The following is a 19,055-nucleotide window of genomic DNA, read 5'->3' as shown; positions in this document are numbered from 1 at the left end:
GTCGGGAGCGGCTAGTGACCGGCCGCGCGGTGCAGCGCGGCGAGGCTCGAGGCGACGTCGTCGACGGTGGTGGACCAGTTGCTCACGCTGACCCGCAGCACCGCCTGGCCGTGCCACCGCGAGCCGGTCATCCAGGCGGTGCCCTCCGCGAGCATCGCCTCGACCACGGCCCGGGTGCGGTCGTCGTCGCCGAAGGAGGCGCACACCTGGGTGAAGTCCACGTCGTTGAGCACCTCGGCACCCTCGATCGCCGCGATCCCCTCCGCGAAGGCGGCCGCGTGGTCGCAGAACCCGTCGACCAGGTCGGCCACGCCGTCGCGGCCCAGGGCACGGAGCACGGCCCACACGGGGAACGCGCGACCGCGCCGGCTGATCTCGGGCACCTTGTCGAACGGCTCGCCGGCCGCGTCGAGGATGAGGTAGTCGCCGTGCATGCCCATCGCGGCCCGCAGCGCAGAGCGGTCGCGGACGATCGCCAGCCCGCAGTCGTAGGGGACGTTGAGGGTCTTGTGCGCGTCGGTAGCCCAGGAGTCAGCCCGGTCGACGCCGGCCACGAGGTGGCGGCGACGGGGCGACGCCCCCGCGAAGAGGCCGAAGGCGCCGTCGACGTGCACCCACGCCCCCGCGTCGTGGGCGGCGGCGATGGCCGCGTCGAAGGGGTCGAAGGCGCCGGAGTGCACGTTGCCGGCCTGCAGGCAGACCATGGTGGGACGCCCGTCCCCGGCATCGAGGGCCGCTGCGAGCGCGGCCGCCTCGATGCGTCCCTGGTCGTCGACCGCCACCGGCTCGGGCGCGCCGAGCCCGAGGTAGCGCAGGCTGAGGTCGATGGTGTCGTGCCGCTCCGCGCCGACCAGGACGCGTACGCCCGGGGACCCGACCAGCCCGCGCTCGGCGACGTCCCAGCCCGCCCGCCGCAGCACCTCGTCGCGTCCGGCGGCGAGGCAGGTGAAGTTGGCCATCGTCCCGCCGGTGACGAAGCCGACGGCACTGCCCGCCGGGAGGCCGAGCAGGTCGACCACCCAGGCCTCGGCCACGTCCTCGACCGCCGAGTGCGCCGGCGTGAGCACCCGCAGGCCGGAGTTCTGGTCCCACGCGCTGACCAGCCAGTCCACCGCAAGCGCAGCCGGGTGCGTGCCGCCGATGACCATGCCGAAGAACCGTCCCCCGGGCATCGCGGTCAGCCCGGGCTCGCACGCGGCGACCAGCTCGTCGACGACCGCTCCCGGGTCGGTCGGCCCGTCCTGCAGGCGCCGGTCGAGCCGGGCGTGCACCTGCTCGACGGTCAGCCGTGGTGGGACGGAACGCCCCTCGAGCGAGTCGAGCCATCCCTGGGCGTGCTCGTAGGCGCGGTCGAGCCCGGCGCTGCGGTCCATGTCGGCAGTGTCCTCCCGGCGCAACCGCACGTCGAGAGTCCTCGAAGCGGTCCGGACCGCTCCCCCGCACTAGCCTTGGCGTGGTGCGCGTGCTGTCGACCTCCGAGTGGCGTCCCCTCGCCGAGGCGCACGCGGCCCGGGTCGACGACTTCGTGCAGCCGCACCTCGCTCGTCGCGCCGACCAGGTGAAGCACCCGGTGCACGACTTCCTTTTCACCTACTACTCCCAGCGGCCGGCCCAGCTGCGGCGCTGGCACCCCGGCTTCGGGGTCGCGCTCGAGGACGCCGAGGACCACGCGGGCCTCAAGGGCTACGAGCGGGTCGAGTGCGCTCGCGGTAGCAGTCGCCACGGGGCTGCGCACTCGACACGGGTCACCGAGGCGTACGTCGCCTCGCAGCGCCCGCTGCTCACCCAGCTGCACACGCTGCTGACCGCGACGGCGGCCCGGGCCCCGCAGCTCGGCTGCTTCGGCCTGCACGAGTGGGCGATGGTGCACCGGTCGGCGGAGTTCGGCACCCGTCACGACTGGCCGCTGCGGCTCGGCCAGGAGGGCACCGACGCCGTCGTGGAGTCGCACCGCATCGCGTGCTCGCACTTCGACGCCTTCCGCTTCTTCACCCCGTCCTCCCGTCCGCTCAACATCCTGCAGCCGGGTCGCGACGACCGCCCCGACTTCGAGCAGCCCGGCTGCCTGCACGCCGGGATGGACCTCTACAAGCACGCCTTCCGGCTCACGCCGATGGTCGCCAGCGACCTGGTGGCCGACTGCTTCGAGCTGGCCCGCGACATCCGGGTGCTCGACATGCGTGCGGCGCCCTACGACCTCGCAGACCTCGGCTTCGAGCCGGTGCGGATCGAGACGGTGGAGGGCAAGGCTGCCTACGTCGAGCAGCAGCGCAGGTTCGCCGAGCGCGGGGCTCCGCTCCGGGCGCGGCTGGTCGAGGAGTGCGAGCGCCTGCTGGCAGCCGTGGCGTCAGCTGCCTGAGGCCGCGGGGTCGACGACCTCGGGGTCGGGGTCGACCGGCGGGTCGTCGAGGTCGAGGCACGCCCACTCCGAGACGTCGCCGTGGTCGTTGCCCACCCGCACGCACGGGCGGTCGGCGTCCTCGACGACCACCTCGACGACCACCCCGGCGGAGGGCGTGAACTCCTCGCCGGCGACCACGGCCGACTCGCCGTCACGGAGGTCGAGGGCCTGGCCCTGGCCGGTGGTGACCACGCTCTGGTACTGCAGCCACTCCATCTGGTCGCGGTCGTCGTACATCGGCCGGGTGCGGTCGATCCGCCAGTCCAGCTCGAGCACGACCGGGGTGGCCACGACGAAGGCAGCGACGACGCCCAGGACCACGGCGTTGGTGCTGGTGGCCCACCGGGGCCTGTCGGTCGACGTCACGACGCGATCCTCAGAACTCATAGCCGAAGGCCTCGATGGTGTCGGCGAACACCGTCGCGACGCGCTGCTTGGACGCGGGCGTGTAGAGCTCGCGGTAATGCCCGGCGGGACGGGCGTTGCCCTTGGCGCGCGGGAGGTCGGGCTCGCCCGGCAGGCCGAGCTGGTCCCAGACCTCGCGGAGCTCGACGTCGAGGTTCTCGTAGCGCAGCACGCGGTCGAGCGCCATCGCGCCGCGGATGCGGTAGAGGCGGCGGTTGTTGGCGAGCTGCTCGATCCAGATCTCCTGGACGTAGGCCTCGAAGTCCGGGAGCTCGGGCCGGTCCTTGTACTTCCAGAAGTAGAGGGAGACGACCGCGTCCCACGGGTTGCGCTCGATCGCGAAGGTGAAGTAGGCGTCGAACACGTCGGCGCCGACGAGGTCGCGGGTCGCCTTCGCGCCCATGTGGTTGTAGGCCTTGCGCGGGAGCGGCGGCGACTGGAAGTTCTGCGGCGGGCGGCCCCCGGCAGCCTGCCGGAGCTTCTCGTCCTCGGGGCTGATCTCGGTGATGATGTCGTCGGGTCCGCACACCTTGGACAACGCGATCTCCACGCTGGTGCCCGCCGTCTTGCGGGTCTTGAGGAAGATGAAGCGGTGCTGGTGGGACGCGATCACGGGGACGACCCTATCCGCCCCGCCCCGCGGGTCCCACGGCTACGGTGGCCGCCGTGACCGAGCCCCGCGCAGCCACCGGCCAGCACGTCCGCGGCGAGGACTGGTACGGCGACGACCTCGGCGCGGCGCGCTTCGTCGGGTGCACCTTCACCGACGTCGACCTCTCCGAGACCACCTCGTCCGGCGCCACGTTCGAGCGCTGCACCTTTCACGGCGGCCGCTTCAACGCGTCGACCCACACGGCGACGGCGTTCGTCGGGTGCGACTTCCGGCGTACGTCGTTCTTCGACGCGACGCTCGACGGGTGCAAGCTCGTCGGGTCGGTCTTCGCCGAGTGCACGCTGCGACCGCTGACGGTCGTCGGCGGGTCGTGGCTCGGCGTGACGATCCGCGGTGCCAACCTCTCCCGCCTCGACCTCGCCGGCGTCGACCTGCGGGAGGCCGACCTGTCGATGTCGGACCTCACGCTGACCTCGCTGGCCCGGGCCCGGCTGGACCGGGCCGTGCTGCGGCAGGCGAAGCTGGACCGCACCGACCTCCGCGGGGCGAGCCTCGACGGCGTCGACCTGGCGGCCGCCGAGCTGCGGCGGACGCGGCTCGACCTCGCCGGGGCCGTGCTGCTCGCCGAGCTCCAGGGCGCGGACGTCGACACGTCGGCCTAGGTGGTCAGCCGGGCCCTCAGCCCGTCGATGACCAGGTCGAGCCCCAGGTCGAAGTCGGGCAGCGAGTCGAGCGAGCGCTCCACGGCGCCGAGGCCCACGGCCTGGCGGGCGGTCTGCTCCTCGAAGGCGTGGCCGAAGACGTAGTGCACGAGGGTGCGCGACGCCACGGCGACGAGCTCCGCGGGCACCTCCGCGTCGGTGAGGACCTTCTCCATCTCGGCCACCGGCGCGGCGGCACCCAGGCCGAAGGCCCACACGGTCGCGACGACGTCGGCGCCGTCGGTGCAGGCGAGCATCGCGTGGCGCAGCTCCGAGCAGACCTCGCGCAGCCGGTCGGGCCAATCCGACGCCGTCCGCGGTCGCGCACCGCGGGCCAGGATCTCGTCGGCGACGGCCGCGAGCAGCGCCTGCTTGCTCGGGAAGTGGTGGTAGATCGCGCTCGGCTGCACCTCGAGCTCCGCGCCGAGCCGCCGCATGGTGAGCGCGGCGAGCCCGTGGGCGTCGAGGAGTGCGACGGCGTGGGCCAGCACGTCGCTGCGCCTGTGGGTCACGCGCACCCCTCCGGTCCGTGGACGTCGTTGACGCGGTCGTCGGGACCACCCTAACCTGAACACCGTTCAGGTCAACCGCAGCGCTCCTCAGCAAGGATCCCGATGTCAGCCACCCTCAAGCCCGAGACCACGCCTGTCACGTCGGGCTCCGCATCCCCTGCTCGCGACGTCGCGCTGGTCGCCGCCTTCGCCGCCCTGATCAGTGCCAGCGCCTACGTCGGCGCGATCCCCGTCGGCAGCGCCGGTGTCCCGATCACCCTGCAGACCCTGACCGTCATGCTGGCCGGCTGCATCCTCGGCCCGCTGCGCGGTTTCTCCGCCGTCACCCTCTACCTCGCCCTCGGCGCCGTCGGCCTGCCGGTCTTCGCCGAGCACTCCTCGGGCATCGGCGTCTTCGCCGGCCCGAGCGGCGGCTACCTGCTCGCCTTCCCCCTCGCGGCGGCCCTCGGCGGGTTCCTCGTGAAGTACGTCGCCGGCGAGCGGCGGACGCGCGCCTTGGTGGTCTTCGCGTGCTCGATCACCGCGAGCATCTTCGTCATCCACCTGCTCGGGATCGTCGGGATGATGCTCCACTTCGACGTCTCGTTCCGCCAGGCCGCGGCGTGGGACATGCCCTTCTGGATCGGCGACGTGGTCAAGACGTCGCTGGTGGCGATGATCGCGGCCGAGGTGCACCGCGCCTTCCCGCAGCTGCTGCACCGCGACTGACGCCTCCTTGCCCACCATCGAGCTCGACGCCGCCGCGGTCCGGGTCCCGCTGCCCGGCCGCGGCGAGCGCGAGATCCTCGCACCCACGACGCTGACCCTCACCGAGCGCCGCATCGGCGTCATCGGCGCCAACGGGTCGGGCAAGTCGACCCTCGCCCGGCTCCTCAACGGCCTGGTCCGGCCCTCGTCCGGCCGCGTGACGGTGGAGGACCGCGACGTCGTGCGCGACGGCGCCGCCGTACGTCGGCTGGTGGGCTTCTGCTTCACCGACCCGGCCGCGCAGCTCGTCATGCCGACCTGCGTCGAGGACATCGAGCTGTCCCTGCGCCGGACCGTCAAGGACGGCGCGACCCGGCGCGAGCGGGCGCTGGCGGTGCTGGCCGCCAACGGCCTGGCCGACCACGCGCACGACTCGGTGCACTCGCTCTCCGGTGGCCAGCGCCAGCTGCTGGCGCTGTCGGGCGTGCTCGCGCTCGAGCCCGCGATCGTGGTCGCCGACGAGCCGACGACGTTGCTCGACCGGGCCAACACCCGTCGCGTCGGCGACACCCTGCTCGGGCTCGAGCAGCAGCTCGTGCTCGTCACCCACGATCTCGACCTCGCGGCCCGGTGCGACCGGGTGATCGTGGTGGACGACGCGCGGGTCGTCGCCGACGGGACGCCCGCCGACTCGATCGCCCACTACACCGGGCTCGTCGACCGATGAGCGACCTGATGGCCGGGCTGCACCAGCCCGGCGACACCGTCCTCCACCGGCTCCCCGTCGGCGCCAAGGTGCTCGGCCTGGCCCTGCTCAGCCTGGCGATCGTGCTGGTCCGCGACGTCCGCGCCGCCCCCGTCTTCCTGGCGGTGACGCTGCTGCTGGCAGCGCTCGCCCGGGTGCCGCTGCGCTCGGTGTGGCGCGCGGCCCGCGGGGTGCTGCTCGTCGCGGTGGTCGCGAGCGTCTTCCAGTGGTGGTGGTACGGCGCTGAGAAGGCGGTCGAGACCTTCCTCGACCTGCTGAGCCTCGGGCTGGCCGCGCTCGCGCTGACCGCGACGACGTCGGTCAACGAGATGGTCGACGCGCTGTCGCGGTGGGCGCGCCCGCTGCGCGTCCTCGGGGTCGACCCGGACCGCGTGGCGCTCACCGTCGCCCTGACGATCGGCGCGCTGCCCGGCACCATCGCGATCGCCCGCGAGACGCGTGACGCGGCCCGCGCACGGGGCCTCGACCGCAACCCCAGGGCCTACCTGTCCCCCTTCGTGATCCGGGTCGTCGCCCGGGCGCACGAGTCCGGCGACGCGCTGCAGGCGCGCGGGATCGGCGACTGACCGCGCTCCGTCGTCACCAGCCGGGCGGGCGCCGGTCGGCCCACGGGGCCGCCTGCTCGACCTGGGCGGCGACGGAGAGCAGCAGCTCCTCCTCCGCCGGCCGGGCGGCGAGCATGACGCCCACAGGAAGCCCGTCGTCGGTCCAGTGGAGCGGCAGCGACACCGCCGGCATGCCGGTGACGTTCCAGGCGCTGGTCCACGGCGTGAACGCCTTCTGCTCGGCGAAGTCGCGGGCCGGGTCGGCGTCGTCGCGCAGGGCCCCGACCAGGACCGGGGGCCGCGCAAGGGTCGGGGTGAGGACGACGTCGTACGCCGCCAGGGCCGCCAGCGCGGCTGCGGCGTGTCGGCGCATCCGGACGATGGCCAGCCCGAAGTCGGGACCGCTGACCTCCCGGCCGAGGCCGCCCAGCCAGCGGGTCAGGGGACGGAGCTGGTGCTCCCGGCCGGGCGGCGCCGGCGAGAGCGCGGTGAGCACCGACCAGCAGGTCTCGAAGTCCGCGACGGCCTCGCGCGGGATCGGCACCGGCACGTCCTCGACGTCGTGGCCGAGGGACGCGAGCAGCCGGGACGCGTCCTCCCACGCCGCGACCGAGGACGGGTGCACGTCCACCTCGGCGATCACGGGGGCGATGAAGCGGGCGACGCGCAGCCGTCCGGGCTCGCGGTCGCAGGCGTCGAGGAAGCTGCCCGCGGGCTCCGGCGCCCAGAACGGGTCGCCGACGCGGCGGCCGGCCAGGACGTCGAGCAGCGCGGCCGCGTCGCGGACCGTGCGAGCGAGCGTGCCGGCGGTGGCGAGCCCGGTGGGGTCGCCGTACATCGGGGCGGCGCTGATGCGTCCACGGGTGGGCTTGAGGCCGACGAGGCCGCAGCAGGACGCCGGGATCCGGATGGAGCCGCCGCCGTCGGACCCGGGCGCGACCGGGAGCAGCCCGGCGGCGACCGCCGCCGCGGCGCCACCGGACGAGCCGCCGGCGGTGCGCGAGGTGTCCCACGGCGTGACGGCCGGCGGCGCGACGTCGGGCTCGGTGTAGCAGGGCGAGCCGAACTCCGGCGTGTTGGTCTTGCCCAGGCTCGGCATGCCGGCGGCCTCGACGGTCAAGACCAGGTCGTCGGAGGCGTCCGGCACGAAGTCGTCGTACGCCGCCGAGCCGAAGGTGGTGCGGACCCCCGCCGTCGGGTGCAGGTCCTTGATCCCGGTCGGGACGCCCCAGAGCGGACCGGCGTCGGCGGGGCGGCCCTCCTCGGCGAGCCGCGCCGTCAGCCAGCGCGCGTGGTCGAGCGCCGCTTCGTGGGTCGGCGTGACGAAGGCGCCCACCCGGTCGACGCGGCCGGCGTAGTGCTCGACCAGCTCGAGCGGGGACACCTCGCCGCGGCGTACGGCGTCACCCTGCTCGAGCGCGGTCAGGTCGTGGAGCACGTGGGCGAACCTACCCGCCGCTCGACCGGCGGACAGGTCAGGCCGCGGCCTCGACCTCGTGCGCGACGAGGGCGTCGAGCGCGCCGAGGAAGCGCTGCACGGCGGCCTCGTTCTCCAGCGGGTCCCCCTCGTGGGCGGGCTCGTCGACGACGATGCCCTCCACCACGACGGCGCCTGCGATGGTGGCCGAGTGGCGGGCGTGCTCGTGCGACCACTTGCCGCCGTAGGGCGTGGGGGTGGCGCCGATGGCCGCGAAGGGCTTGCCGACGATGGCGCCCCGGCCGTAGGGCCGCGACAGCCAGTCGATGGCGTTGTTGAGGACGGCCGGCATGGTGCCGTTGTACTCCGGCGTCACCGCCAGCACGCGGTCGGCGCCGGCGACGGCCTCGCGGAGGGCGGTGGCGGCCGCCGGTGCGGTGTCGCCGTCGATCTCCTCGTTGTAGAACGGGACCGCGTCGAGGCCCTCGACGACGTCGACGCTCACGCCTGCGGGGGCGTGGTCGCGCAGGTGCTCGGCGATCCGGCGGTTGAGCGAGCCGGCGCGGTAGGAGCCGAGGAGGACTGCGACACGGGTCTGCTTCTGAGTGGTCATGCCCGGCTAAACGGACCACGGTCCGCTTATATTCCGGTGCGACCGCACTTCCTCGCGACCTAGGCTGGCGTCGTGCCCCACCTCCTGCCGCTGGCCGACGAGCCCGCGCCGGAGCGGGCCGACGCGGCGCGCAACCGGGAGGCGATCCTCGCAGCGGCGCTGCGCCTCGTCCGGACCCAGGGGGTCGGGTGCGTGACGATGGACACCGTCGCCGCTGAGGCCGGCGTCGGCAAGGGCACCCTCTTCCGGCGCTTCGAGAATCGCGAGGGCCTGATGGCCGCGGTGCTCAACGAGTCGGAGACCGCGTGGCAGGCGAGCGTCATCTCAGGACCGCCGCCCCTGGGGCCGGGCGCCCCGCCGCTCGAGCGGCTGCTCGCGTTCGGTCACTCTCGCCTGCGGACCAACCTGACCCACGCCGAGCTCATCGCCGCCGCCGGTCACCCCGGAGCCCGATCGGCCGCCGCCCTGTCGTTCGCCAACATGCACGTCCGCTACCTCCTGGGAGAGCTCGGCGTCCACGGCGACCTGCTGATGCTCGCCACCGCGCTGCTCGCACCGTTGGAGATGGTGGTGCTGGACCAGCAGGTCAACGCCGAGCACATCACCCTCGAGCGGATCGAGGCAGGCTGGGACGACCTCGTACGCCGCGTGGTGCGCGCCTGACCCGCCTGACCCGCCCGATCCGACGGACCAGCCCGGACCTGTCAGCCGGCGAGCTCGGCGAGCTTGCGCTTCATGGCCGCGATCTCCACCTGCTGGTCGGAGCCGATGTGACCGGCGAGCTGGAAGACTTCGGACTCCTGCCCGCCCTCACCCTCGGTCAGCAGCGACTCCACCATCAGCACCGCGCCCTCGTGGTGACGGATCATGCCCAGCAGGAAGAGCCGATCGAAGCGCGGGCCGGAGGCCCGCTCGAGCCGGTCCATCTCCTGCGGGGTGAGCATCCCGGGCATCCCGTGCTCACCGTCGCCGTGACCGGCGTGCATGCCCGACACGCTCTCGCCGCGGGCGGTCAGCCAGCCCTCGAGCTGGTCCATCTCGGCGACCTGGGAGACCTCGATCCGCTCCGCGATGGCCTTCAGGTCGGGGTCGTCGGCGCGGTCGCCGACCAGAGCCGTCATCTCCAGCGCCTGCTGGTGGTGCGGGATCATCCCCTGCACGAAGGCGACGTCGGCGTCGGTGTAGGCCGGGTCGTCGATGGACTCGGCTTCCTCGGGCGACAGGGTGGTGTTGGACTCACCCGGGGCGCCGAGCTGCACCACCGGCGCGGCCGCCTCCTCCTCGGGCTCGGACTCGGACGTGCACCCCGCGAGCGCGAGCACCAGCACTGCGAGCGCGGCGGCGGTGCCGCCCGGACGGCGGGCTCGGACTGTCGGCATGCGGTCTCCGTTCACGGCGGCGTTGCCACCATCTTGGGTCTAGCGGTCGCGGTGTGATCATCGCTACGTTGACACGTCATAGTAGGTCGACCACGACGCGGACCTCCCGGACCGATCATCACGTGACGACCAGAGCATGGGAGGGTCTCCGCGATGTCTCGTCAACCCCGTCGAAGTCGGACCGTTGTGGGCGCTGCGGGGGTGATGGTCCTGGCCGCCGGGCTCCTGCCGGCGGTGGCGTTCGCCGCCGAGGACGACACGCGCATCGGCCTGGCCCCCGGCTACATCCCGTGGTCCGAGGCGAGCAGCAACATCGAGCTGCTCGACAACGACCCGCGCGTGGCGCCGTTCGACGCCGCGCCGGGCAACTTCGGCTTCGTGAACTCCGACCTGGCATTCGCCGGCGACACGGCGGTCGTGGGCAACTTCAACGGCTTCCAGTTCTACGACATCTCCGACCCGACCGACCCGACGCTGGCGTCGTCGTTCGTGTGTCCTGGCGGACAGGGCGACGTGTCGGTCTACGGCGACCTGCTGTTCATGTCGGTCGAGGAGACCCGCGGGCGCATCGACTGCGGCAGCCAGGGGGCACCCGGCAGCGTCAACCCGGAGCGCTTCCGCGGAGTGCGCATCTTCGACATCAGCGACCAGAGCAACCCGGTGCAGCTGCCGGGCGTGCAGACCTGTCGCGGGTCCCACACGCACACGATCGTGAGCGACCCCGACGACCCGGCCAACATCTACATCTACAACTCCGGCACGTCCGGCGTGCGCCCGGCGGCTGAGCTGGCCGGCTGCGAGAACGTCAACCCCAACAACCCGGCGCCGGTCACCTCCGGCAACCCGACGCAGTGGCGCATCGACGTCATCAAGGTGCCGCTCGCCGCACCCGAGACCGCCGCCATCGTGAGCCAGCCGCGGATCTTCACCGACCCCGCGACCGGTGCCTACAACGGGCTGCAGAACACCACGCCCGGCACCTTGCACCCGGCCGGCACGCCGTACTCCCCGCTGCCCAACACCAACACCTGCCACGACGTCACGGCCTTCCCGGCCCGTGAGCTGGTCGCCGGCGCCTGCCAGGGCAACGGCATCCTGCTCGACACCTCGGACCCGGTGAACCCGGTCCGGCTCGACGCGGTCTCCGACCCCAACTTCTCCTACTGGCACTCCGCGTCGTTCAACAACGACGGCACCAAGGTGATCTTCACCGACGAGTGGGGCGGCGGCACGAGCGCCCGCTGCCGCGAGACCGACAAGCCCGAGTGGGGCGCCGACGCGCTGTTCGACCTCGAGGGCGACCAGATGGAGTTCGCGAGCTACTACAAGATGCCGGCCCCCCAGACCACGCAGGAGAACTGCGTGGCCCACAACTCCTCGCTGGTGCCGGTGCCGGGTCGCGACATCCTCGTCCAGGCGTGGTATCAGGGCGGCCTGTCGGTGATCGACTTCAGCGACACCGCCAACCCCGTCGAGATCGCCTACTTCGACCGCGGGCCGATCAACACCCCCAGCCCGACCGGGCTCAACCTCGGCGGGCTCTGGTCGACCTACTGGTACAACGGCCAGGTCTACGGCAGCGAGCTCGCGCGCGGCTTCGACACCTTCGGCCTGAAGACCAGCGACCTGCTGAGCGACAACGAGCTCGACGCGGCTCGTGAGGTGCAGCTCGACGAGTTCAACGCCCAGCACCAGGAGCAGATCGTCTGGACGCCGAGCTTCAACGTCGCCGGCGCCTACTTCGACCAGGCCGTCAGGTCCGGCGAGCTCGCCGGTGCGACGCTGGCGAAGGTGTCCAAGCACCTCGAGAAGGCGGAGGAGCTCGACGGCAAGGACGCCGGCGCCTCGGCGAAGGCCCAGCTGGCCAACGCGATCCGGGTGCTCGACGACTCCGGTGACCAGGGCGAGCTCAAGCAGGCGATGAAGGACCTGCGCGACAGCCTCTGAGCACCAGCCTCTGAACGCTGGCGACGGCGCCACCACCCGGTCCCCGGTGGTGGCGCCGTCGTCGTCAGCGGTGGTGGCGCCGCAGGCCGAAGGTGAGCCCGTCGACGAGCGCGCCCCACGACGCCTCGATCACGTTGGCACCCACGCCGACGGTGACCCACGACGACTCGCCGTCCGTGGTCTCGATGAGCACCCGGGTGATGGCGTCGGTGCCGTGACCCTGGTCGAGGATGCGCACCTTGTAGTCGATCAGCTCGAACTTCGCGACCTCCGGGAAGGCCTGGCCGATGGCCTCGCGCAGCGCGGCGTCGAGGGCGTTGACCGGGCCGTTGCCCTCGCCCGTGACGACGTAGCGCACCCCCTCGGCACGCAGCTTCACCGTCGCCTCCGAGATCGCCTCCCCGTCGGTGCGGGTTTCGGTGATCACCCGCCAGGACTCGACGTCGAAGTACGACGGCCGCGATCCCTCGACCTCCTCGGCGAGCAGCAGCTCGAAGGAGGCGTCGGCGGCCTCGAAGGTGTAGCCGCGCTGCTCCATGGCCTTGACGCGCTCGGTGACGCGGGTGACCAGCTCCCTCATCTCGGGCGAGCCGTCCGACAGGTCGTAGCCGAGCTCGCGGCCCTTGAGCTCGATCGAGGCCCGCCCGGCCATGTCGGAGACGAGCAGCCGCATGTCGTTGCCGACGACCAGCGGGTCGAGGTGCTGGTAGAGGTCGGGGTCGACCTTGATCGCGCTGGCGTGCAGCCCCGCCTTGTGCGCGAACGCCGACGTGCCGACATAGGGCTGGCGCGAGGCGGGCGGCACGTTGGTGACCTCCGCGACCGCGTGCGCGATGCGCGTCGCCTCGCGCAGCAGGCCCTGCGGGAGCACGGCCCGGTCGAGCTTGGTCTCGAGGTTGGCGACGACCGTGACGAGGTCGGCGTTGCCGGTGCGCTCCCCGTAGCCGTTGATGCAGCCCTGGACGTGGGACGCCCCGGCGGCGACGGCGGCCAGGGAGTTGGCGACCGCGCAGCCGGAGTCGTTGTGGGCGTGGATGCCGACGCGGGCACCGGTCGTCTCGATGACGTCGAGGACCACGTCGGAGACCCAGTCGGGCAGCATACCGCCGTTCGTGTCGCAGAGCGCGACCACCTCGGCGCCGGCCTCGGCGGCGGTGCGCAGCACCTCCAGTGCGTACGCCCGGTTGGCGCGGTAGCCGTCGAAGAAGTGCTCCGCGTCGAGGAACACCGTCTGGCCCTCCTCGCGCAGGTGGGTGACGGTGTCGCGCACCATCGCGAGGTTCTCCTCGAGCGTGGTGCGCAGGGCGAGCTCGACGTGGCGGTCGTGCGACTTCGCCACGAGGGTGACCACGCCTGCCCCGGAGTCGCGGAGGGCGGCCACGAGCGGGTCGTCCGCGGCGCGTACGCCGGCCCGGCGGGTGGCGCCGAAGGCCGCGAGCCGCGCGTGGCGCAGGTCGAGCTCCGCAGCCGCGCGGCGGAAGAACTCGGTGTCCTTGGGGTTGGAGCCCGGCCAGCCGCCCTCGATGTAGCCCACGCCCAGGCCGTCGAGCTGCTTGGCGATGCTCAGCTTGTCGGCGACCGAGAGGTTGAGGCCCTCCTGCTGGGCGCCGTCGCGCAGGGTGGTGTCGTAGACGTGGAACGAGCCGTGGAGGTCCATCGGAGGTCTCTCGGTGTCAGGAGGCGGGGCATGAAAAAACCTCCTGGGGTGCAGGAGGTCGGCGCGGCGGGGAGTCCCGTCGCGCTAGGCAATGATGATGGTGCTGGTGCTCACGCACCCATGGTGACACCGATCCCGCGACCCTGAGACGTGCGTCTCGCCATCCGGTCGCCGTGCACGCACGTGCCCCGGGTGCCACCCCCCACGAGCGGCACCCGGGGCACGGACGTCCCCCCAGACCTGCGGCCGGTTCAGCAGTCGTAGGCGTCTGCCCCGGCGACGTAGGTGGCCACCATCTCCCCCGGCAGCGGCGAGCCCTCGGCGAAGTACTCCAGGCCCTTGCCGTCGGCCCCGTTGGGGTTGGTGCGGCCGGTGTGCTTCGGGTCGCCGATGGTCATCTTCTCGAAGACCTTGAGCGCGACCGGCAGGCCCGCGTCGCGCAGCGCGGCGTAACCGGCGTCGCGCGCGCCGGCGCAGGCCGCGGTGTAGCCCTCGAAGCCCGCCCCCATCTCGGCCGAGACGACGAACCAGTTCGACGAGGACGGCCCGTCGAGCGAGTACATCGGGATGAAGCAGTGGTGCGCGCTGGCGCTCGCCGCGGTCACGGCGATCGCGGCCGCTGCGCCGGCGGTGACGACGCCGAGGCGTCGGACGGTGGTGATGCCCATGTGTGTCCCTCCCCCGGACCCCCTGTGGGTCACGGCAGGAGAAGTCCACCGCCTCGCCCGGGCACCGGCCACGAACAGCGACCCGCACAGTTCTCGTACAGTTCGCGGATCACGCTCCAGTGGGTTCCGCCCGGGTGAGGTCGGGGCCACGTGTCACCCGATGGCGCGGTACTCCGTCCACGCCATCTGCATGCGGGCCTCTTGACCCTTGGTGAACTCGGTCATGCAGGAGTCGTAGGTGTAGTCCATGAAGTTGGTGATCGGGTCGACGCCGCCACCGGCGCACGTGTCCCGGCCCACCGGGCACTGGAAGGCCGGCGAGGCCTCGGGTGCGGTGTCGGCGACGTAGTCGCCCGGCTCGGAGCAGCCGCCCTGGAACGTGTGGTAGAGCTCGAGCCAGTGCCCGACCTCGTGGGTGGCGGTGTCGCCCTCGCCGTAGACCGAGTAGACGCTGGTGTCACCGGTGTCCCGCGGGACGCTCGGAAGGCTGCGGTAGTCGACGACGACGCCGTCGCGGTACTGCGGGAGCGGGTTGCCCCCGGTGGCCTCGGCGTCGAAGTCGGACGGGAAGTAGGCCCAGCCGAGGAGCGACTGGCCGAGGGAGGCGGAGTAGATGTTGAGCGTCTCCGACGTGCTGTCGCCGTAGAGCGCCTTCTTCATCGCGACCTCCTTGCCACCGCCGCGGTAGAAGCGGGGCTCGGCGCCGTTGGAGGAGATCAGGTTGAACCACTGAGGCTCGTAGGTGCGGGTGATCTTCTCGAGCTCGAAGGAGAACCCGTGCGGTGCGTAGGCCTTGTCGAGCACTCGGATCTGCTCGGCGATGCGGGCGTCGGAGACGTCGCCGCCCTCCTGGCCGCGGTCCTTGGCGATCACGTGGAAGCGCACCGGGATGGTCACCGGCTCGAAGGCTGCGGCGGTCGTCCCCGCACCGGGCTTGCCTTTCGCCGAGGTGCGGGCGGCCGCCTTGGCCGCCTGCGCCAGCGGGTCCTTGTAAACGGTGTGGAGGTCGTCGCGCGGGATCGTGCCGGCGGGTCCGGTCGTGACCTCGCCGTAGTCGATGCAGTCGGTGGCCTTGTCCTTGGCCGGCGCGCCGAACGACGGCGTCGACATGCCCATCCCGAGGGCGAGTGCAGTGACCGCGACGCCGATGCGACGTGCGGCAAGGGTGCGGTGGTGCATGGGGGGTCCCCTCACGTGAGTCGGTAGAGGGACCGTAGACCTGCAGGATGCGTCGGGAGAAGACCCACCTTGGGGTGGATCGCCGGTCGCCCGCCCGGGGGCCGGGGACGACGAGAGCCCCCGACCGTCGGTCGAGGGCTCTCGTCGGTCGATCACTCGCGCCCTGTGGGCTCCTCGTCCACGACCTCCGCGTCGAGCAGAACGGGGTCTGCGACCTCCGGGTCGTCGACGACGTGGACGGCCGCCTCCTCCGCGCCCGCCGCGGCACCGTCGATGCCGACGTCCTCGGCGACGAGGTCCTTCTCGGTGTCGGTCCGCACGCCTTCGTCGGCGGCCACGAGGCGTCCCGCGCGCTCGCCACCGGCGGCCTCCAGCTCGGCCTGCACGGCCTCGCCATCCGAGGAGTCCTCGGCCACCATCGCCGCGAGGTCGCCGCGTGCGGCCTCCTCGCCCGCGACCTCGTACGGGTCGGGCTCGGGGACCTCCTGCTCGACCCGCTGGTCGAGCGACTCGCCCTGGCTCTCCTCGAGCGGGGTGTTGCCGAAGCCCTGCGCCGCCGACCACTTCTCCGGCGGCGAGTAGCCCTCGTCGAGCGGCTCGGCCAGGCCGCGGTCGTCGACGAGGCTGTCGCCCTCGCCCTGGGGCTGGTTCTCGTCGTCGACGCTGTAGCCGTGGTAGCTCTCGTTGTCGGTGCTGTCCCCGGTGACGTCGACGGCGGGATCCGTGCCGATCTCGCTGCTGATGTCGGGCTGGTCCGAGCTCATCGGTCCTCCTGCTGTCGGGTGCGTGAACCCGCTAGGTACCCCGCTCCGGCCCGCCTGAACGGCGAGGTCCGTCACAACCAGCGTCACAACCAGCTGGGCAGCCGTACGTCGGAGAAGGGCGCGGCGTCGTAGGGGGTCCAGCTGGTGCCCTGCGCGGACGCCGCCGCCCCGAGGCCGGACCCGGCGGCGGCGACCAGCAGCGTGACGAGCAGCCACGGCACGCCGCGGCGGGCGAGCGGGTCGACGAGGCGGCGGACGGGTGAGCGCAGCCGCTCCGAGCCCGGCCCCCACCAGGTGGAGAGGGCGAACATCGCGCCGATGACGGCGAGCGAGGTCGTCAGTGACAGCGACGCCGCGAAGCAGAGGAGCGCGACCGCGCACGCGATGCCGGCGCTCCAGAGGAAGAGCACGAGGGAGCCGCCGAGACCGGCCACCGCGTGCCACGGCGCGGCCAGCAGCACCTGGATGCCGTCGTACCACCTCGCCCCGCGACGGTCGCGGCGGTTGCCCGCGGACGACGCGGCCAGCGAGCCGCTGCGCAGCAGCCAGACCAGGACGAGGAGGACGGCGAGCGCGACGTAGGGGGCGAGGGTGATGGCGCCCGCGACGACGCCGCCGACGGCGAGGAGCGTGAGCGTACGACGCAGCCGCTGGCCGGCCGGCACGTGCGGGCGGGTGGGCGGCCCGTAGTCGGCGACGTACTCGGTCGAGCCGTCCGGCAGCAGGCGCGTCTGGCGGTGCGGCGCGGTGCCGGCCTCGCCCCACCCGACGGTGTCGTCGTGGCGGTCGTCGCCCGGCCGGTCCCAGTCGTGGGACCAGTGGACGGGCTCAGCGACGGACTCCGCGACGGGCGGCGCGTCGGGTCCGCCGTAGGGCTCGGCGAGCGCGGCCGCGCTTCCGACGCGGGTCGGGGCCTCGAGGTCCTGGCGGACGCCGGCGACGTAGGGCAGCGTGACCGGGCTCGCCATGCGGGAGGCGGACGCGTGGTCGCGGTGGTCGGACCCGGGCGTGCCGAGGTCCTCGAGCCAGTCGCGCACCTCCTCGAGCGAGGGCCGGTCGGCGGGCTCGGGCGCGAGCGCCTCCTCGACCAGCTCGAGCACGTCGGGGTCGAGGCCGGTGAGGTCGTGCTCGCTGCGGCGGACGCGGTCCATCACCGCGACCGACGGCCCGCGGCCGTAGGGCGCGCGGCCGGTGCCGGCGTAGGCCACGGTGGCCGCCCAGGCGTGCACGTCGGAGGCGGCGGTGGCGTCGTCGCCGTAGAGGATCTCGGGGGCGAGGTAGCCGGGCGTGCCGAGCAGCCAGCCGTTCATCGTGATGCGGGAGTCCTCCGCGACGCGCGCCAGGCCGAAGTCGATGAGGATCGGCGTGCGGCCCTCCATGATCACGTTGGACGGCTTCACGTCGCGGTGCAGCACCCCGACGGAGTGCACCGCCTCGAGCGCCTCGGCGAGGCAGTCGGCGAACCACAGGAGGTCCGCACCCTCCAGCGCCCCCTCCTCCTGCACGTGGTCGTGCAGGGAGAGCCCGGGCACGTAGCGCGTCGCGACGAAGGGGATCTCGCCGAACGGGTCGGCGTCGACGATCTCGGCGATGCGACGGCTGCGGATCCGGCTCAGCGAGCTCACCTCGCGCGCCAGCCGGCGCCGGGCCTCGTCGTCGCCGACGACGTGCGGGCGCAGGACCTTGATCGCCACCGGGCGCTCCCCCGGCCTCTGCCCGAGGTGCACCACGCCCATGCCGCCCTCACCCAGGCGGGCACGCAGTGCGTAGCCGCCGACGGTCAGCCCGGGCGGCGGCGCCTTCGGGGACGTCGTCACGGCACGAGGATACGGCCGGAGCACGGCGCACGCCCGATCACGGCACGCGCGGCGGGGCGCTGTCGGACTCGTGGGGCACCATGGGTGGGTGGACGATCCCCGGTCGCGGTTGCAGCGTGAGCGCGAGCAGACGCTCGAGCGCCTGGCGAGCCTGACCGGCGACTACGACTCGGTCGTCGCGGCGTCGCTCGACACCAACGCCGACGACGAGCACGACCCCGAGGGCACGACCATCGCCTTCGAGAGGTCGCAGATCGGCGCCCTCGTGCGCCAGGTGCGCCACCACCTCGCCGAGCTCGACGCCGCGCTGGCGCGCGTCGACGACGCCACCTACGGCGTCTGCGAAGTCTGCGGCGCTGCGATCGGCGACGCCCGGCTCGAGGCGCTCCCCGCCGCGCGCACCTGCATCACCTGCGCCTCCCGGCGGTCCTGAGGCGCGCCCGCTGGTTCCCCGCTGGTCGAGCAACCCACGCACCTCGCTGGTCGAGTAGCCCGCGAGGGACGAGCGGGCGTATCGAGACCCAGCACCCGCCGCCCCCGCTGGTCGAGTAGCCCGCGAGGAACGAGCGGGCGTATCGAGACCCCGGCCCTCAGTTCGAGGAGGGACGAAGTCCCGTCTGGGAACCAGCCGCCAAACCCCAGCGAGCAACCGTCCACGGCCGCGTCTGCTGTCGGGGGTCGTTGTCGGTGGTCGAGCGTAAGATCGAACACATGATCGAAGCGCTGGTGACATCCGGAGCAGGCGAGGTGGAGGACCTCACCGCCCGTGACCTGCTCGCGCTCGCCCGCGACCGCAAGGCGACCGAGGACCGGGCTGCGGCCGACCTTCTCACGATCGCTGCGCAGTGGGCGGACCTGCATCCGCCGGAGTCGATCCACGACGCGGCCGTGTTCTCGCTGGCCGCCGGCGGTCGTGAGCATGAGGAGCCCATCGCGGGTGAGGGGTGCCCGCTGGTGGCGGAGTTCTGCGTCGCCGAGCTCGGC

Annotated in this window: 20 protein-coding genes and 1 pseudogene; 9 read left to right on the top strand and 12 right to left on the bottom strand. The window is 72.9% G+C overall.

Annotation, left to right across the window (positions count from 1 at the left end; all coding sequences use genetic code 11):
- Positions 1–11 precede the first annotated feature (11 nt).
- The gene (locus NCI01_RS04110; RefSeq protein ID WP_254180214.1) at positions 12–1,373 is read right to left on the bottom strand and encodes a pyridoxal phosphate-dependent decarboxylase family protein; all 1,362 of its coding nucleotides are present in this window, start codon (positions 1,371–1,373) and stop codon (positions 12–14) included.
- Between the two features lie 83 nt (positions 1,374–1,456).
- Here NCI01_RS04110 and NCI01_RS04105 point away from each other — a divergent pair, with 83 nt between their 5' ends.
- Positions 1,457–2,359, top strand: coding sequence for a 3-methyladenine DNA glycosylase (locus NCI01_RS04105; protein WP_254180213.1), 903 nt, complete (start codon positions 1,457–1,459; stop codon positions 2,357–2,359).
- Here the strand turns inward: NCI01_RS04105 and NCI01_RS04100 are convergent.
- Positions 2,348–2,767, bottom strand: a complete 420-nt coding sequence (locus NCI01_RS04100; protein WP_254180212.1) for a hypothetical protein — start codon at positions 2,765–2,767, stop codon at positions 2,348–2,350. The two genes, NCI01_RS04105 and NCI01_RS04100, sit on opposite strands and share 12 nt — an antisense overlap.
- A 10-nt stretch (positions 2,768–2,777) precedes the next feature.
- Positions 2,778–3,419 (bottom strand): sulfotransferase family protein, encoded by a 642-nt coding sequence (locus NCI01_RS04095; RefSeq protein ID WP_254180211.1) that lies wholly within the window; start codon positions 3,417–3,419, stop codon positions 2,778–2,780.
- Positions 3,420–3,472: 53 nt separating this feature from the next.
- On the opposite strand from NCI01_RS04095, the gene NCI01_RS22565 reads away from it, so the two are divergent.
- Positions 3,473–4,081, top strand: a complete 609-nt coding sequence (locus tag NCI01_RS22565) for a pentapeptide repeat-containing protein (protein WP_254180210.1) — start codon at positions 3,473–3,475, stop codon at positions 4,079–4,081.
- On the opposite strand, the gene NCI01_RS04085 is transcribed toward NCI01_RS22565, so the two are convergent.
- Complete coding sequence (locus tag NCI01_RS04085; RefSeq protein ID WP_254180209.1) at positions 4,078–4,632, bottom strand: TetR family transcriptional regulator; 555 nt, start codon at positions 4,630–4,632, stop codon at positions 4,078–4,080. The two genes, NCI01_RS22565 and NCI01_RS04085, sit on opposite strands and share 4 nt — an antisense overlap.
- A 102-nt stretch (positions 4,633–4,734) precedes the next feature.
- Between NCI01_RS04085 and NCI01_RS04080 the strand changes: the two genes are divergently transcribed.
- The 3 genes from NCI01_RS04080 to NCI01_RS04070 are packed head-to-tail and all read left to right on the top strand — an operon-like array spanning position 4,735 to position 6,651.
- Positions 4,735–5,340 (top strand): biotin transporter BioY, encoded by a 606-nt coding sequence (locus NCI01_RS04080; RefSeq protein ID WP_254180208.1) that lies wholly within the window; start codon positions 4,735–4,737, stop codon positions 5,338–5,340.
- 7 nt (positions 5,341–5,347) lie between these two features.
- A complete protein-coding gene (locus NCI01_RS04075) occupies positions 5,348–6,046 on the top strand; it encodes an energy-coupling factor ABC transporter ATP-binding protein (RefSeq protein ID WP_254180207.1) in 699 nt (232 codons plus the stop codon).
- A complete protein-coding gene (locus NCI01_RS04070; protein WP_254180206.1) occupies positions 6,043–6,651 on the top strand; it encodes a CbiQ family ECF transporter T component in 609 nt (202 codons plus the stop codon). Before NCI01_RS04075 ends, NCI01_RS04070 begins: the two co-directional genes overlap by 4 nt.
- Before the next feature lie 13 nt (positions 6,652–6,664).
- On the opposite strand, the gene NCI01_RS04065 is transcribed toward NCI01_RS04070, so the two are convergent.
- Together NCI01_RS04065 and NCI01_RS04060 are read right to left on the bottom strand one after the other, a co-directional pair.
- Positions 6,665–8,068: an amidase gene (locus NCI01_RS04065; RefSeq protein WP_254180205.1), complete on the bottom strand. Its 1,404-nt coding sequence runs from the start codon at positions 8,066–8,068 to the stop codon at positions 6,665–6,667.
- Between the two features lie 37 nt (positions 8,069–8,105).
- The gene (locus NCI01_RS04060; protein WP_254180204.1) at positions 8,106–8,660 is read right to left on the bottom strand and encodes an NADPH-dependent FMN reductase; all 555 of its coding nucleotides are present in this window, start codon (positions 8,658–8,660) and stop codon (positions 8,106–8,108) included.
- Between the two features lie 72 nt (positions 8,661–8,732).
- Here NCI01_RS04060 and NCI01_RS04055 point away from each other — a divergent pair, with 72 nt between their 5' ends.
- Positions 8,733–9,323: a TetR/AcrR family transcriptional regulator gene (locus NCI01_RS04055; RefSeq protein ID WP_254180203.1), complete on the top strand. Its 591-nt coding sequence runs from the start codon at positions 8,733–8,735 to the stop codon at positions 9,321–9,323.
- 41 nt (positions 9,324–9,364) lie between these two features.
- Here the strand turns inward: NCI01_RS04055 and NCI01_RS04050 are convergent, their stop codons facing one another.
- Positions 9,365–10,039, bottom strand: coding sequence for a DUF305 domain-containing protein (locus NCI01_RS04050; RefSeq protein ID WP_254180202.1), 675 nt, complete (start codon positions 10,037–10,039; stop codon positions 9,365–9,367).
- 186 nt (positions 10,040–10,225) lie between these two features.
- Between NCI01_RS04050 and NCI01_RS04045 the strand changes: the two genes are divergently transcribed.
- A complete protein-coding gene (locus tag NCI01_RS04045) occupies positions 10,226–11,986 on the top strand; it encodes an LVIVD repeat-containing protein (RefSeq protein ID WP_254180201.1) in 1,761 nt (586 codons plus the stop codon).
- 64 nt (positions 11,987–12,050) lie between these two features.
- Here the strand turns inward: NCI01_RS04045 and cimA are convergent, their stop codons facing one another.
- From cimA to NCI01_RS04020, 5 genes are all read right to left on the bottom strand, one after another.
- Positions 12,051–13,643 (bottom strand): citramalate synthase, encoded by a 1,593-nt coding sequence (gene cimA / locus NCI01_RS04040; protein WP_254180200.1) that lies wholly within the window; start codon positions 13,641–13,643, stop codon positions 12,051–12,053.
- A 251-nt stretch (positions 13,644–13,894) separates the two neighbouring features.
- A complete protein-coding gene (locus tag NCI01_RS04035) occupies positions 13,895–14,311 on the bottom strand; it encodes a hypothetical protein (RefSeq protein ID WP_254180199.1) in 417 nt (138 codons plus the stop codon).
- A gap of 153 nt (positions 14,312–14,464) precedes the next feature.
- Entirely contained in the window at positions 14,465–15,490 is a 1,026-nt protein-coding gene (locus NCI01_RS04030) for a zinc metalloprotease (protein ID WP_254180198.1), read from the bottom strand.
- 152 nt (positions 15,491–15,642) lie between these two features.
- On the bottom strand, positions 15,643–16,254 hold the full coding sequence (locus NCI01_RS04025; protein ID WP_254180197.1) for a DUF5709 domain-containing protein: 612 nt from the start codon (positions 16,252–16,254) through the stop codon (positions 15,643–15,645).
- 83 nt (positions 16,255–16,337) lie between these two features.
- Positions 16,338–18,071 (bottom strand): serine/threonine protein kinase, encoded by a 1,734-nt coding sequence (locus NCI01_RS04020; RefSeq protein ID WP_254180196.1) that lies wholly within the window; start codon positions 18,069–18,071, stop codon positions 16,338–16,340.
- Positions 18,072–18,159: 88 nt separating this feature from the next.
- Here NCI01_RS04020 and NCI01_RS04015 point away from each other — a divergent pair, with 88 nt between their 5' ends.
- Positions 18,160–18,504, top strand: a complete 345-nt coding sequence (locus NCI01_RS04015; protein WP_254180195.1) for a TraR/DksA family transcriptional regulator — start codon at positions 18,160–18,162, stop codon at positions 18,502–18,504.
- 278 nt (positions 18,505–18,782) lie between these two features.
- Positions 18,783–19,055: pseudogene (locus NCI01_RS04010) on the top strand (hypothetical protein); the annotation flags it as partial.

The organism is Nocardioides pinisoli (assembly GCF_024199985.1).
Classification (GTDB): domain Bacteria; phylum Actinomycetota; class Actinomycetes; order Propionibacteriales; family Nocardioidaceae; genus Nocardioides; species Nocardioides pinisoli.
Note: the sequence above shows the minus strand (reverse complement) of the source record. Positions and strands in the feature narration are given on the sequence as shown.